At 71.4% G+C, this 14,195-nt stretch carries 9 protein-coding genes; 2 read left to right on the top strand and 7 right to left on the bottom strand.

The window, feature by feature from the left end:
• Window positions 1-39: 39 nt before the first annotated feature.
• The 7 genes from FB391_RS19080 to FB391_RS19050 form a co-directional block, all read right to left on the bottom strand.
• Window positions 40-1,416, bottom strand: a complete 1,377-nt coding sequence (locus FB391_RS19080; RefSeq protein WP_141896805.1) for a GAF domain-containing protein — start codon at window positions 1,414-1,416, stop codon at window positions 40-42.
• A gap of 127 nt (window positions 1,417-1,543) precedes the next feature.
• Window positions 1,544-3,196, bottom strand: coding sequence for an ABC transporter ATP-binding protein (locus FB391_RS19075; protein WP_185843172.1), 1,653 nt, complete (start codon window positions 3,194-3,196; stop codon window positions 1,544-1,546).
• The gene (locus FB391_RS19070; RefSeq protein ID WP_141896788.1) at window positions 3,196-4,188 is read right to left on the bottom strand and encodes an ABC transporter permease; all 993 of its coding nucleotides are present in this window, start codon (window positions 4,186-4,188) and stop codon (window positions 3,196-3,198) included. Before FB391_RS19070 ends, FB391_RS19075 begins: the two co-directional genes overlap by 1 nt.
• A gap of 1 nt (window position 4,189) precedes the next feature.
• Window positions 4,190-5,278, bottom strand: coding sequence for an ABC transporter permease (locus tag FB391_RS19065; RefSeq protein WP_141896787.1), 1,089 nt, complete (start codon window positions 5,276-5,278; stop codon window positions 4,190-4,192).
• 95 nt (window positions 5,279-5,373) lie between these two features.
• Window positions 5,374-7,014, bottom strand: a complete 1,641-nt coding sequence (locus FB391_RS19060) for an ABC transporter substrate-binding protein (protein ID WP_141896786.1) — start codon at window positions 7,012-7,014, stop codon at window positions 5,374-5,376.
• 144 nt (window positions 7,015-7,158) lie between these two features.
• Entirely contained in the window at window positions 7,159-8,598 is a 1,440-nt protein-coding gene (locus FB391_RS19055) for a CCA tRNA nucleotidyltransferase (RefSeq protein WP_141896785.1), read from the bottom strand.
• Between the two features lie 20 nt (window positions 8,599-8,618).
• Window positions 8,619-10,196 carry a DUF7059 domain-containing protein gene (locus tag FB391_RS19050; protein WP_141896784.1) on the bottom strand — a complete coding sequence of 526 codons (1,578 nt, stop codon included), beginning with the start codon at window positions 10,194-10,196 and terminating at the stop codon, window positions 8,619-8,621.
• A 118-nt stretch (window positions 10,197-10,314) separates the two neighbouring features.
• Here FB391_RS19050 and FB391_RS19045 point away from each other — a divergent pair, with 118 nt between their 5' ends.
• A complete protein-coding gene (locus FB391_RS19045; protein WP_342778224.1) occupies window positions 10,315-12,555 on the top strand; it encodes a DUF6049 family protein in 2,241 nt (746 codons plus the stop codon).
• Window positions 12,552-14,171 (top strand): murein biosynthesis integral membrane protein MurJ, encoded by a 1,620-nt coding sequence (gene murJ / locus FB391_RS19040; RefSeq protein ID WP_141896782.1) that lies wholly within the window; start codon window positions 12,552-12,554, stop codon window positions 14,169-14,171. Before FB391_RS19045 ends, murJ begins: the two co-directional genes overlap by 4 nt.
• Window positions 14,172-14,195: the final 24 nt, after the last annotated feature.

The raw sequence follows: 14,195 nt of genomic DNA, 5'->3' as shown, positions 1-14,195 counted from the left end.
CCCATCATGGCGAGCATTGCGGACAGATCGGGTCCGCAATCAGCTGTCAGCTTCGAGCTTCTCGATCCGCGTCACCAGCCCGGTCCGCCGCGGCGACCGCGCGGGCAGCATCGACAGGCACAGCCGCAGCAGCTCGGCGTCGCCCGACCCGGCATCCGTGTCGGCGAACGCCAGCAGGACGTCGATGGATGCCTCGGCCATGAGCGCCTCGCGCAACGCCGTCCGCACCGTGTCGCGGAACTCCTCGACGCCGGGTGCGACGGAGTCCGGCAGCACATCGCCACGGTAGGCGGCGAGCGCCACCCGGTGCGCGCCGCGATCGAGGAGCGACAGCACCTGGTGCGCGTCGGTCTCGAGCTCGACACCCAGCCGGTACGGGCGGGACTCGGGCACCAGTGCGGGAGCAGCCCCGGCCAGCGTCCGCCGCAGGCGCACCATCTCGGCGCGGAGCGTCACCGCTGACGACTCGGCGGCAGCCTCGCCGTAGACGAGCTCGCCGAGCCGGTCAGCTGACAGCCCCTGCCGGTGGACGGCGAGCATCAGCAGCAGCTCGGCATGCCGTGCACCCAGCTCCGACACCGTCTCGGCGCCGTCGCCGGCGACCTCGAGCAGTGCGCGGTCCCGCCCGAGCACGCGCAGCGTCGCGCGCGTCGGCTCCGGTCGGCGAGCCGTGGGCCGTCGCGTCGTGCGCCCCGGTCCCTGACCCGAGTGCCCCGGTCCCTGAGCCTGTCGAAGGGCCCGCTCCTTGAGCCGCGCGACCAGGAGCTCGCCCTCGATGGCCCGGGCGGTGGCATCCACCAGCAACTGGGCCTGCGGGGTCACGGCCTGCGCACCGCCGGTCACATCGATCACGCCGAGCAGACGCCGGGTCTCGGGGTCGTGCACCGGCGCGGCCGTGCACGACCACGGCTGCACGAGGCGGTTGAAGTGCTCGGCGCCGTGGATCTGCACCGACCTGTCCAGCGCCAGCGCAGTGCCCGGTGCCGCGGTACCCACCGCGTCCTCGGACCAGTTCGCCCCCTCGACGAAGCCCATGGCACCCGTCAGGCGCCGCACGTGCCGGTCGCCTTCGACCCAGAGCAGGCGCCCGGCGGCGTCGCCCACCGCGACGGCGACCCCCGACTCGGAGGCGTCGCCCGGCAGCAGCAGGCCCCGCACCATGTCGATGACGGCGGCCAGCGGGTGACCCTGCCGGTAGGCCTCGAGCTCGTCGGCCGTGAGGTCGAGCGGCGGAAGCGCCTCGGCGGCGACGAGGCTCTCGAGCGAGCGTCGCCAGGAGTCGCGTACCAGCACGCGCACGTCGCCCAGCCGGTGGTCCGCGGCATTGCCCGCCACGAGCTCCTCATGGGCGCGCTCGATCAGCAGACGGGACGTCTCGGGCGAGACCTCGCGGCGCTCAGACCAGGGTGATGGCACGGCGGCTCCGATCGGCATCGGTGGAGCGTGCGTCCAGTGTAGGCGCGGCCGCGGCCGCCGGCATCCCGCGCCTCTCGGGGGTCGGGGCGCACGCGGTCGATGCGCCCCGAACCCGAGATCGGTCAGGTCAGCTCGCGCGCCAGGCCTCCCGGCGCACGGCCTGCTCGGCGGGGTCGGGCACGGGCAGCGAGGCGATGAGGCGCTTGGTGTACGCGTCCTGCGGGTCGCCGAGCACCTGGCCGGTCGGCCCCTCCTCGGCGATCACGCCCTTGTGCAGCACCACGACGCGGTGCGCGAGCATGTCGACGACGGCGAGGTCGTGCGTGATGAACAGCGTCGCGAACCCGAACCGCTCCTGCAGTTCGCGGAACAGCTCCAGCACGCGCGCCTGCACCGACACGTCGAGGGCGCTGGTGGGCTCGTCGGCGATCAGCAGCTTCGGGTCCAGCGCGAGGGCGCGGGCGAGCGACGCGCGCTGCCGCTGACCGCCCGACAGCTCGTGCGGGAACCGATCGCCGAACGACCCGCCCAGCTGCACGGCGTCGAGCAGCTCGTCCACCCGGTCGCGCGCGGCATCGGCGTCCGACGCGTCGGAATGCACGACCAGCGGCTCCGCCACGTTCTGTGCGATCGTCAGCAAGGGGTTGAAGCTCGTGGCCGGGTCCTGGAACACGAAGCCGAGGTCCTTGCGACGAGCACGGAACTGCCGCTCCTTCACCCCGTTCATCTCGACGCCGAGCACGCGCAGCGATCCGCCCGCGACCGGAGTGAGTCCCGCGATGGCCCGACCGATCGTGGTCTTGCCCGACCCGCTCTCGCCGACGAGTCCGAGCACCTCGCCCGGCCTGATCGCGAAGCTCACGCGGTCGACCGCACGGAACGCGGAGCGCCCGAACCTGCCGGCGTACTCGATGACGAGCTGCTCGGCCTGGACCACCGGCTCGGCGGCCTGCTCGTCGGCCGACAGCGTGCGGTCGGCCAGCTCGAGCCGCGGCACGGCGGCGAGAAGGCGCTTGGTGTACTCGTGCCGCGGGGCCGCGAACAGCTCCTTCACCGGAGCCGTCTCGACGACCTCGCCTTCGAGCATCACCGCGACGCGATCGGCGAGATCGGCGACGACGCCCATGTTGTGCGTGATGAGCACGATGGCGGTGCCGTACTGGTCCCGCAGATCCCGCAGCAGGTCGAGGATCTCGGCCTGCACCGTCACATCGAGGGCCGTCGTCGGCTCGTCGGCGATGATGACCGTCGGGTCGAGCGCGAGCGCCATCGCGATCACGATGCGTTGCTTCTGCCCGCCCGAGAACTGGTGCGGGTAGTCGTCGACGCGCTTCGCGGGATCGGGGATGCCGACACGTGCCAGCATCTCGACGGCCCGCTTCTTCGCCTGGGCCTTGGTGTAGCCGCCGTGCGCGCGGAGGCCTTCGGCGAGCTGCCACCCCACCGTGAAGACCGGGTTCAGCGCCGTCGACGGCTCCTGGAAGATCATGGCCGCCTTCGACCCGCGGATCTCGCGCAGCGCGTCGGCGTCGAGCCCGACGATGTCGAGCCCGTCGAGCAGCACCGCGCCGCCGACCGTGGCGGTCTCGGGCAGCAGGCCGATGATCGTGCGCGAGGTCACGGTCTTGCCCGAACCGGACTCACCCACGATCGCGAGCACCTCGCCGCGGCGGACGTCGAGCGTCACGCCGCGCACGGCGTGCACGTCGCCTCCGTCGGTGACGAACGTGACGTCGAGATCGCGGATGTCGACCGCGGGGGAATCGGATGCCGCAGCCATCACTCCACCTCTCCCATGAACTCGCGCGACACCGGCTGGGTCGCGGCCACCGCGTCGGCCGGCGTCGGCTTGACCGCGCGGCGACGGGCGCGAAGGCGCGGATCTGCCAGGTCGTTGAGGCTCTCGCCGATGAGCGTCACCCCGAGGATCGCGACGACGATCGCCACGCCGGGCGGGATGGCCGTCCACCAGATGCCGGCCGACACGTCGCCGATCGACTCCTTGAGGTCGTAGCCCCATTCGGCCGCCGCCGTCGGCTCGATGCCGAACCCGAGGAAGCCGAGGGCGGCGAGGGTGGCGATCGCCTCGGAGGCGTTGAGGGTGACGATGAGCGGCAGCGACCGCGTCGAGTTGCGCAGCACGTGGCGGAACATGATGCGCCACGTCGACGCGCCGATCACCTTCGCCGACTCCACGAACGCCTCCGCCTTCACGCGCACCACCTCGGCGCGCACGACGCGGAAGTACTGCGGGATGAAGACCACCGTGATCGCGATCGCGGCCGCCATCACTCCGGGCACGAGGCCGGACTGACCGCCGCTGATGGCGATGGCGGCGACGATGGCGAGCAGGAGCGACGGGAACGAGTAGATCGCGTCGGCGATCACGACGAGCACGCGGTCGAGCCAGCCGCCCAGGTATCCCGACACCAGACCCAGCAGGATGCCGGCGAACACAGACAGGATGATCGCGACGACGATGACGAACAGCGCCGTCTGCGCACCCCAGATGGTGCGCGAGAGCACGTCGTACCCGCCGACCGTCGTGCCGAGCCAGTGCTGGGCGCTGGGCGGCTGCTGCGCGCCGAAGAGCCCATCCGGCCCACGAAGCTGGTTGTAGCTGTATGGCGCCAGCCAGGGAGCCAGGATCGCCACGACGATGAACAGGCCGGTGAGGGTGAGGCCTGCCACGAGCATTCCGCGCTGCAGGCCGACACTCTGCCTCAGCTGGTGGATGACCGGCAGACGGTCCACGAGGCTGCGCTTGGCCATCTCAGTACCTCACCCTCGGGTCGAGGAAGGCCGCTATCACGTCGACCACGAAATTGGTCAGGGCGACGATGATCGCGATCATCGCGACGATGCCCTGCACGGCGACGAAGTCCCGCGAGCCGAGATACTTCGCGAGCTGGAATCCGATGCCCTGCCATTCGAACGTCGTCTCGGTGAGCACCGCGCCCGAGAGCAGGATCGCCACCTGGAGTCCGATCACGGTCACGATCGGGATGAGCGCCGGCTTGTAGGCGTGCTTGCGCACGAGCCGGTACTCGCTCACGCCCCGCGAACGGGCGGCATCGATGTACGGCATGTTGTGCGTGCCGATGACGTTGGTGCGAACGAGTCGCAGGAAGACGCCGCCGATGGCGAGGCCCAGCGTCATCGCGGGGAGCACGGCGTGCAGGATGACGTCCTGCACGTAGGCGGGGTTGCCGCTCGCGATGGCGTCGATGAGGTAGAGGCCGGTGCCGCCCTCGCGATTGAGCGCCAGTTCGGTCCGCACGCTGGCGCGTCCGCTGACGGGGAACCAGCCGAGCCACACCGAGAAGATGAGCTTCGCGACCAGACCGGCGAAGAACACCGGCGTCGCGTAGAACAGGATCGCGCTCACGCGGAGTCCGGCGTCGGGCGCCTTGTCACGCTTGGCCGCGGCGACCAGTCCCAGCGGGATGCCGACGATGAAGGCCACGATCAGCGCGAACACGGCGAGCTCGAGGGTCGCCGTGCCGTAGCGGATCAGCACGTCGGTGACGAGCTGGTTGTCGGTGAGCGTCGTGCCGAAGTTGCCGGTGAAGACCTGGCCCAGGTACTCGAAGTACTGCACGATGATCGGGCGATCGAAGCCCGCCTCGTGGATGCGCGCCTGCAGCTGGTCCGGAGGGAGCCGTCCGCCCAGCGCCGCGGTGATGGGGTCTCCGGTCAGGCGGATGAGGAAGAACACCACCGACACCAGGATGAGCACCGTGGGGAAGATGAGCAGGAAGCGCACCAGCAGGTAGCGCCACAGCATCCCCCCTCCGGATCGGGTCCGGGGTGCGGCGAGCATCGGAGGAGGCTGTTCGACGGCAGCGACGTCGCTGGTCATGGGCGGGGCCTAACTGTGGGTCTTGCGGCAGACGGATCGACGCATGGCGATGGGGCGGCCCGACGAGCGGACCGCCCCATCGCCGGCACCGTCTCTTACTTGGTGAGCGGGGCGAAGCGGAACTTGAACGACGCGTCGAGGATGACACCGTCGACGCCGGTGCCCGCGACGGCCACCTGAGCGCCCTGCAGCAGCGGGACGGTCGAGAGCAGCTCGGCCACGCGAGCCTGGATGTCCTCGATCTCCTTGGTGCGGGCAGCGGGGTCGGGGTTGACCGCCTGATCCAGGATCATCTGCTCGGTCTGCTCGTCGCTGAAGTGGTTGCCGAGGAAGTTGTCGGTCAGGAAGAACGGCGTCAGGTAGTTGTCGGCGTCCGAGTAGTCCGGGAACCAGCCCAGCTGGTACGCGGGGTACACGTCCGACGTGCGGTCCTTCGAGTACTGCACCCACTCCGTCGACTTGAGGTCGACCGTGAACAGGCCACTCTCTTCGAGCTGCGACTTCACGAGGGCGTACTCGTCGCCCGACGACGGGCCGTAGTGGTCCGGGCTGTACTGCAGGCTGAGCGCGACCGGAGTGGTGACGCCGGCGGCCTCGAGCGTGGCCTTCGCCTTGTCGACGTCGGGACCGCCGTCGCCGTCGCCGTACAGGCCCTTCAGCGCGTCGGTCGCGCCGGCGAAGCCCTCGGGCACGTAGGAGTACAGAGGCGTGTACGTGCCCTTGTAGACCTGCTCCGAGATCGCCTGGCGATCGACGAGGTCGGCCACGGCCTGGCGCACCGCGAGTGCCTTGGCCGGGTCGGCCTCAGCGGTCGTGGCACCGTACGGCTGCGTGTTGAAGTTGAAGACGATGTAGCGGATCTCGCCGCCGGGACCGTCGACGACCTTGACCTTGTCGTTCTTGCTCAGGTCGTCGACGTCCGTGGCCGAGAGGCTGCGGTACGCGACGTCGACATCGCCCTCCTGCACGGCGAGCTTGAGGTTCGACGACTCGGCGAAGTAGCTGAGGATCACGCCGTCGTTGACGGGCGCGTCCAGCAGACCCTTGTAGTTCTCGTTCGGGGTGAACTCGACGGTCTTGTTGAAGTCCCACGACGTGATCGAGTACGGACCGCCGAACGCCTCGGCGTCGACGATGTCCTGGTCGGGCGTGACCGCGTCGGCCGAGAAGACCTCTTCGTCGACGATCGCGCCGGGGAAGCTCGTCAGGATGAACGGGAAGACCTGGTCGTTCGCCGTCTTGAGGTGGAACACGACGGTCGTGTCGTCGGGCGCCTCGACGCTGTCGAGGTTGTAGAGCAGGCTCGACGCGCCGTTCGGGTCGGCGATCTTGATGTTGCGGTCGAACGAGAACTTGACGTCGGACGAGGTCAGGTCGTTGCCGTTGGCCCACTTGAGGCCCGAGGGCAGCTTGACCGTGTACTCGGTGTCGGAGGTGAACTCGGCCGATTCGGCGAGGTCGGGGACGACGTCGGTGCTGTTGTAGTCGGTGTTCACCAGGTACGGGAAGACCTGGGTCTGGACCGCCAGCGAGCCGTTGTCGTACGAGCCGGCCGGGTCGAGCGTGGTCACCTTGTCGGTCGTCCCGACGATCAGCGGCTCGCCCGACGCGTTGCCGCCGTCATCGTTGCCGCCCCCTCCGCCACCGCCGGCGCAGCCGGCGAGGAGCAGGGCGGAGGCCCCGAAGGCTCCGATGGCGAGGCCGATGCGGCCGCGCGCGCTGTGGTGCAGTGACATGAGTGCTACCTCTGCTGTGTGTGTCGGGTTGCCGCGTCTCCGATGACACGACTCGTTGCGCTATCTTCACCCCGCACGGGCGACTTGGCAATCGAGTGAACGATTCGTAACCGAACTGAAACCCGCTCGACGTGACACCGGGTGTCAGCGCGCGTCCTCGCTGCGCGCCGCCCACCAGTCCCGCAGGCGCCGCTCCGCCTCGTCCTCGCCCACGACGCCCTCGTCCAGGCGCAGGTCGAGCAGGAACCGGTACGCCTCGCCCACCTCGCGCCCGGGCGGGATGCCCAGCACCTCCTGGATGCGGTTGCCGTCGATCTCCGGCCGGATGGCGTCGAGCTCCTCCTGCTCGGCGAGCTCGGCGATGCGGCGCTCGATGTCGTCGTAGGCCGCAGCCAGGCCGCGCGCCTTGCGGACGTTGCGCGTGGTCACGTCGGCGCGCGTCAGGATGTGGAGGCGTTCGAGCTCGGCTCCGGCATCCCGCACGTAGCGGCGGACCGCGGAGTCCGTCCACGCGCCCTCCGAGTACCCGAAGAACCGCAGGTGCAGCTCGATGAGCCGCGTGACGGTCCCGATCGTGTCGGAGTCGAACCGCAGCTCCTGCAGGCGCTTGCGCGCCAAGCGGGCACCCTTAAGGTCGTGGTGGTAGAACGTCACGCCGCCGCCCGACTCCAGACGGCGCGTCGCCGGCTTGCCGATGTCGTGCAGCAGCGACGCCAGGCGCAGGGGCACGTCGGGTGCGGCATCCGGGTTGCGTGTCTTCTCGAGCTCGATCGCCTGCCGCAGCACGGTGAGCGAGTGCTCATACACGTCCTTGTGGTGGTGGTGCTCGTCCACCTCGAGCTTGAGCGCGGGGATCTCGGGCAGGAACTCGGCCATGAGCCCGGTCTCGACGAGGAGGCGGATGCCGCGCAGCGGGTCGTCCGTCGCGAGGAGCTTCACGAGCTCGCCCTGGATGCGCTCGGGGCTGACGATCGACAGGGTGTGCCGCAGCTCGGCCATCGCCGCCTCGGTGGCGGGGTCGACGGCGAACCCGAGCTGCGACGCGAAGCGGGCGGCCCGCAGCATGCGCAGCGGGTCGTCGCCGAAGCTCACCTGCGGATCGGCGGGCGTGCGCAGGACGCTGTGCACGAGGTCCTCGACACCGCCGGTCGGGTCGACCAGCGTGCGCCCGGGGACGCGCAGCGCCATGGCGTTGACGGTGAAGTCACGGCGCACGAGGTCGGACTCGAGCGTGTCGCCGAACTCGACGGTGGGCTTGCGGGTGACGCCGTCGTAGCTGTCGGCGCGGTACGTCGTGATCTCGACCTGCTCGCCGCGCACACGCGCGCCGATGGTGCCGAACGCACGCCCGATGTCCCATTGTGTGGAGCTCACCGGCTTGACGACCCGCAGGATGTCGTCGGGGCGCGCATCGGTCGTGAAATCGAGGTCGTTGGTGCGGCGTCCGAGGAGCGCATCCCGCACCGGACCCCCCACGATCGCGAGGTCGAACCCGGCGTCCGCGAAGGCCCGGGCGAGCGTGTCGACGACGGGGGACTCGGCGAGCGCGCCGAGGCGCGCGATGCCCTCGGCCATATTGAGCATGGTCTCCAGCCTATCGAGCGTCAGTGCGCGAACCGGAGGAACCCGGTGAAGAGCAGCTCGCGCACGCGGGGGAGCAGGTCCGCCCGCAGCGGGGGCGCATCGACTCCGAGCAGCTGGGCGATCGCGTCGATGAGGACGCCCACGGGCAGGTCGCCGTCGCACGCGCCGACGAGGGCGGCCAGCCCCGGGTCGACGCCCAGCGCCCGGCCGAACCCGCCGCCCTGGCGCAGCTCGATGACCGTGGGATCCTCGGCCCCGGGCAGGTGGTGCCTGGCCTCGGTGACGTCGCCGGCGACGACGAGGGTGGATGCCGCCAGCCCGGCGTCGTCCAGCGTCCGCAGCCGATCGTGCGCGGCGAGCGCGTCGGCGAGGTGCGCGCCGAGGCCGTCGCCGGCGAGCACCCCTCCCCTCCCGAGGGCACCGTGCAGTCGTTCGTAGCGCGCGAGCGTCGGGGCGCCCTCGACCGGGCGCCGCAGCAGCAGGTACCCGAAGCCGACCTCGCTGACCCGGCGCTCCGAGAAGTCGTCGAGCCACGCGTCGACCAGCCGTGTGAAGCCGGCGGTCCCGGGCAGCGTGCCGCCGTCCCGCACCCACAGCTCCGCGTAAGACAGCGGGTCGAGGCTCTCCCGCTCGACCACCCACGCGTCCAGCGGCACGGGCGACGACTCCACCCACGCGCGCACACGGTCGAGGCCGTCGACACCGTCGCGGGTCTCCCAGTTGCCGAGCAGCTGGGCGATGCCGCCCGGCGTCAGGTGCGCACCGACACCGGTGACGAACGCGGCCACCACGTCGTCGCCCACCATGCCGCCGTCGCGGTACTCGTACGCGGGCACGTCGGCGACCCTCGGCGTGATGACGAACGGCGGGTTCGACACGACCCGGTCGAACTCCTCGCCCGCGACCGGCTCGAACAGGCTCCCCAGCCGCGTCTCGATGGCTTCGATGCCGTTCAGCAGCGCGTTCAGCCGTGTGAACGCGAGCGCCCGCGCCGAGATGTCGGTCGCGACGACGTGGTCGACCTGTACGCGGGCGCGCAGCGCCTGGATGCCGCATCCCGCTCCCACATCCAGTCCGCGGGCCGCGGGAGTCGGCAGCTGCAGCCCCGCGAGTGTCAGCGACGCGCCGCCCACCCCGAGGACGTGGTCCTCGGGCAGCGGACCGCCCAGCGCGGCCTCGTCGAGGTCGCTCGCGATCCACCACTGCCCGGGGCCGGATTGCTGGTCGGGGCCGGACTGCTGGTCGGGCACCGTCCCGTCGGCGTACGACTGCGGCCGCACCACCGCGAGCGGACGCACGAAGTCGCCCTCGACCGCGGCGAGCCCCAGCCCGACGAGGCCGGCGGCGCCCGTGCGGGTGAGTGAGCGATCGACGGATGCCGCGGCCTCCGGCATCCCGAGCACGAGAAGTCTCGACAGCACGGCGAGGGCGTCGTCGCGGCCCCCGAGTGCGCGCACCGCCGGCGAGCGCAGGCCGCGCGCGATGGCGTCGTCGGCCGCGGCGCCCCACGCGTCGCGCACGCCCTCGGCGGTGAAGCCCGCGTCGCGCAGATCAGCGGCGAGCGAGCGGCAGAGGGCGGGGTCCGGTTCGGGAAGCACGTCTTCACGTTATCCGGCACACCTGGAGCATGGCGTCCTGCAGGCTCGGAGGCGCGGACCGTAGAATCGCAGTCGATCGTGCGGTCAGGACATCGCACAGGAGCGAACCCCCGACAGGATGATCGTGACCAGACCGCGAGTTCGGCGGCGCCCCCCACGCCGCGCCCCTCGCCTCGTGACCGCCGCCCTCGCCGCCGTGGCGGCGCTGGGCGTCGCGCTACCCGCTCCTGCGTTCGCCGCGACCGAGCCGTCGCCCACGCCGACCCCCACCTCGTCGATCGCGCCGGGCACGACCGTCTTCACCCTCGCCCCGGTGTCCAACGGCATCGTGCGTCCCGGTGACGCGCTGACCGTGTGGTTGTCGCTTCAGAACGGCACGGACGCCGAGCTCGCCCCCATCGAGGTCACGCTGTCGATGGGCCGGACGCCGCTTGCCTCGCGCACCGCCCTGGGGGACTGGCTGTCCGGCGACCTCGACGAGGCCACCGTCCAGCCCATCGCCACCAAGGCGCTGGAGGCCGTCGCGCCGGGCACCGACGAGGAGGGTGCGCTTACCCTGGCGCCCGAGGACCCCGCCCTGGCGGGCCTCACCCCGGGTGTCTACCCGCTCGTCGCGTCCTACACGTCCGATGCGGGCGTGGTGAGCTCCACGAGCGCCGTGATCGTGCCGGACGACAGCCGCGCCCCCGTCGACATCGGCGTCATCGTGCCGATCACCGCCGGACCCCGCCAGGAGGGCCTGCTCACCTCGGACGAGCTCGCCGAGCTCACCGCACCCGACGGCGCCCTGACCAGCCAGCTCGGGGCCGTCACGGGCACCGACGCGATCCTCGCCGTCGATCCGGCGATACCCGCCGCCATCCGCGTGCTCGGCACGGCCGCACCGCAGCCCGCGCTGGAATGGCTCGCGCAGCTCGACGCCCTTCCCAACTCGCGGTTCGCCCTGCAGTTCGGCGACGCGGACGTGACGGCGCAGCTGCAGTCCGGGCTGACGCGCCCGCTCGCTCCGAAGTCGTTCACGTACGCGATGTCGCCCGACGACTTCCCGCCGGCGACGCCCTCGCCCGAGCCCACCCCGACGCCGACCACGAGCGCCACCGCGACGCCGGCCCCTGGTGCGGCCCTCCCGTCCACGGCGGAGCTGCTCGAGATCGGCCCGGCCGACCGTGCGGCCATGTACTGGCCGGCCGACGGGACCGCCGACACCGACGTCATCGCGACGCTCGGCGGCCTCGCCACCGACGACACCGCATCGTTGACGGTCATCCCATCGGCGACGACGCGGGCCGGCGCGGCCGGTGCGACCGTCGCGGCTAACGGCTCCGTGGGCGATGCCGGCGTGCTCGTGTACGACAGCGACGTCTCGGAGGCGCTCAACGAGGGCTCGGAGCGCGACGAGACGTGGCTGCGCGGCGCGCCGCTGACCGCCGCGACCGCGTACCTCGCGTTCGCGACAGCCGAGTCCACGGGTCCCCTGCTGGTCACCGTCGGCCGCGGCGAGGACCGCTCCCGGCTCGGCCTCGGCACCGCCATCACGGCCGCGGCGGCCGCCCCGGGCGTGGATCCGCGCGGGCTCGCGGTGCTCGCATCGGGTGCGCCCACCGCCGTCGAGCTCACCGACATCGAGGCGACGCCCGAACGTGCGGCCGCGGCATCCGCGCTCGTCGGCGACGAGAACGAGCTGAGCCGCTTCGCGACGATCCTCGACGACCCGTCGCTGCTCACCGGTCGAGAGCGCAACGCGATGCTGCAGGTGCTGGGCGTCGCGTGGGTGGGCGACCCCGAGTGGCCGACCGCTCTCGCCGACCACCGCGCGGCCACGCAGACCACCCTGGGGTCGGTGGGCCTGCTGCCCACGACGCCGACGAACCTGTTCGGGTCGAGGGCGCCGCTGCAGTTCTGGGTGCACAACGACCTGCCGTATCCGGTGAACCTCGTGCTGTACACGACGCCCGACAACCTGCGCCTCGACGTGCAGGGAGAGACCACCGTCGTCGCCACGCCCCAGAGCAACACCCGCGTCGACGTTCCCGTGCAGGCCCGTGTGGGCCGGGGCGAAGTCACCCTGACGCTGCAGCTGCGCAGTCCCGCGTTCGTCGCCATCGGCGAGCCCGAGACCGTCGACATCAACGTGTGGGCCGACTGGGAGGGCGTCGGCATCGCCGCCCTGGCCGTCGTCGTGGGCGGTCTCGTCGTCATCGGCATCGTCCGGACAGTCCTGCGCATGCGCCGCCGCCGTCGACCCGTGGATGCCGCTGCCCCCGCACCCGAGACGTCCGATGCGCAGGCGGCCGACGCCGAGGATCCCGCGGACGAGGCATCCACCCCCTCCGCAGGAGACGACGGAGGCGAGAAGTGAGCGGCATCGGGCGCGCGAGCGTCATGATCGGCGCCGGCACGATCGTGTCGCGGCTGACGGGGTTTCTGCGCGGAATCGTGCTCGTGGCGGTCGTCGGATCGGTCAACAGCCACGCCGGCGACGCGTTCGCGACGGCGAACCAGCTGCCGAACAACATCTACGCGCTCATCTCCACCGGCCTGCTCACCGCCGTCGTGGTGCCTCAGATCGTGAAGGCGGCGTCGCACCAGGACGGTGGGCGCGCGTTCATCTCGAAGGTCTTCACGCTCGGCACCGTCGTGCTGCTGGTGACGACCGCGCTCGCCACGCTCGCGGCGCCGTGGCTCGTCCAGCTGTACGCCCCGGGTTACAGCGCCGCACAGCTCGCGCTGGCGACGGCCTTCGCCTACTGGTGCCTGCCGCAGATCCTCTTCTACGGCCTGTACGCGCTCGTCGGCGAGGCTCTCAACGCGCGCCGCATCTACGGACCGTTCACGTGGGCGCCGATCGTCAACAACATCGTGTCGATCGCGGGGTTCCTGGTCTTCCTCGCCCTGTTCGGCGGCCCGCTCACGGAGGTCGTCGACTGGACGCCGTCGATGATCGCCCTGCTCGCAGGTACCGCGACCCTCGGCATCGTCGTCCAGGCCGTCATCCTGTTCTTCTTCTGGCGCCGCACCGGCCTGCACGTGCGACCCGACTTCGCCTGGCGGGGCGTCGGCCTCGGGCAGATCGGACGCCTCGCGGGCTGGACGTTCCTGATGGTGGCGGCGGGGCAGATCGCGGGCCTGCTGCAGGGCCGCGTCGTGTCGGAGGCGTCGGGTGACGGACCCGCGGCGGCCGCCATGGGATACGCGTGGCTGCTGTTCATGCTCCCGTACTCGATCATCGTCCTGTCGATCGGGACCCCCTACTTCACCCAGCTCAGCGAGCATGCCCACGCGGGACGCGACGACGAGGTGCGCGGCGACATCGGCCGGAGCATCCGCACCCTCGGCGTGTTCGTGGTCTTCGCCACGTTCGCCCTCGCCGCCGCGGCTGTGCCGGCCTCGCGCATCTTCACCAACACGGCGAGCGAGGCCGTGCAAGCCGCCTGGGTGCTCCTCGCCTATCTCATCGGCCTGATCCCGCTGGCCGTCCTCTTCGTCATCCAGCGCACGTTCTACGCCTACGACGACACCCGCACGCCGTTCTGGTTCACCCTCGTGCAGTGCGCGATCGTCGTCGCGACCGCTTACGGCGCCTGGGGCCTCGTGAACGCCGGCGTCATCGGGCTCGAGTACCTCGCCGCCGTCGTCGCCATCGGGCAGTCGTTCGCAAGCATCGTGCAGGTCGTCCTCGCGACATGGCTGCTGCAGCGCCGGCTCGGGGGACTGCGCACGGCCTCCTGGCTGCTCTCGCTCGGCCGATTCGTGCTCGCCGCCATCCCCGCCGCCGCCGCGGGGTGGGGCGTCTTCGTCCTGCTGGGCGGAGCCGACGGGTGGACGGCATCCAGCGCTCTTCTCGGGGCCGTCGGCTCCGCGATCATCGGACTGGCGTCGATGGTGGTCTACGTCGCGTTCCTCGCCCTCTTCCGCGCCCCCGAGCTGTCGGTCGCGACGGGGCTCGTGCGACGGTTCCTCCCCGGCCGTCGCTGAGCGCGCCGACGCCGGGCCGGTCGG

Origin of the sequence: Microbacterium kyungheense (genome assembly GCF_006783905.1) — a bacterium.
Taxonomy (GTDB): Bacteria; Actinomycetota; Actinomycetes; order Actinomycetales; family Microbacteriaceae; genus Microbacterium; species Microbacterium kyungheense.
The sequence above is the reverse complement of the archived record's forward strand: the minus strand, read 5'-3'. Positions and strand labels throughout refer to the sequence as shown.

Bases quoted from the DNA above. Each gene is read 5' to 3' on its own strand.
- FB391_RS19075 (WP_185843172.1), bottom strand. From the start codon at position 3,196: ATGGCTGCGGCATCCGATTCCCCCGCGGTCGACATCCGCGATCTCGAC.
- FB391_RS19070 (WP_141896788.1), bottom strand. From the start codon at position 4,188: ATGGCCAAGCGCAGCCTCGTGGACCGTCTGCCGGTCATCCACCAGCTG.
- FB391_RS19065 (WP_141896787.1), bottom strand. From the start codon at position 5,278: ATGACCAGCGACGTCGCTGCCGTCGAACAGCCTCCTCCGATGCTCGCC.
- FB391_RS19060 (WP_141896786.1), bottom strand. From the start codon at position 7,014: ATGTCACTGCACCACAGCGCGCGCGGCCGCATCGGCCTCGCCATCGGA.
- FB391_RS19055 (WP_141896785.1), bottom strand. From the start codon at position 8,598: ATGCTCAATATGGCCGAGGGCATCGCGCGCCTCGGCGCGCTCGCCGAG.
- FB391_RS19045 (WP_342778224.1), top strand. From the start codon at position 10,315: ATGATCGTGACCAGACCGCGAGTTCGGCGGCGCCCCCCACGCCGCGCC.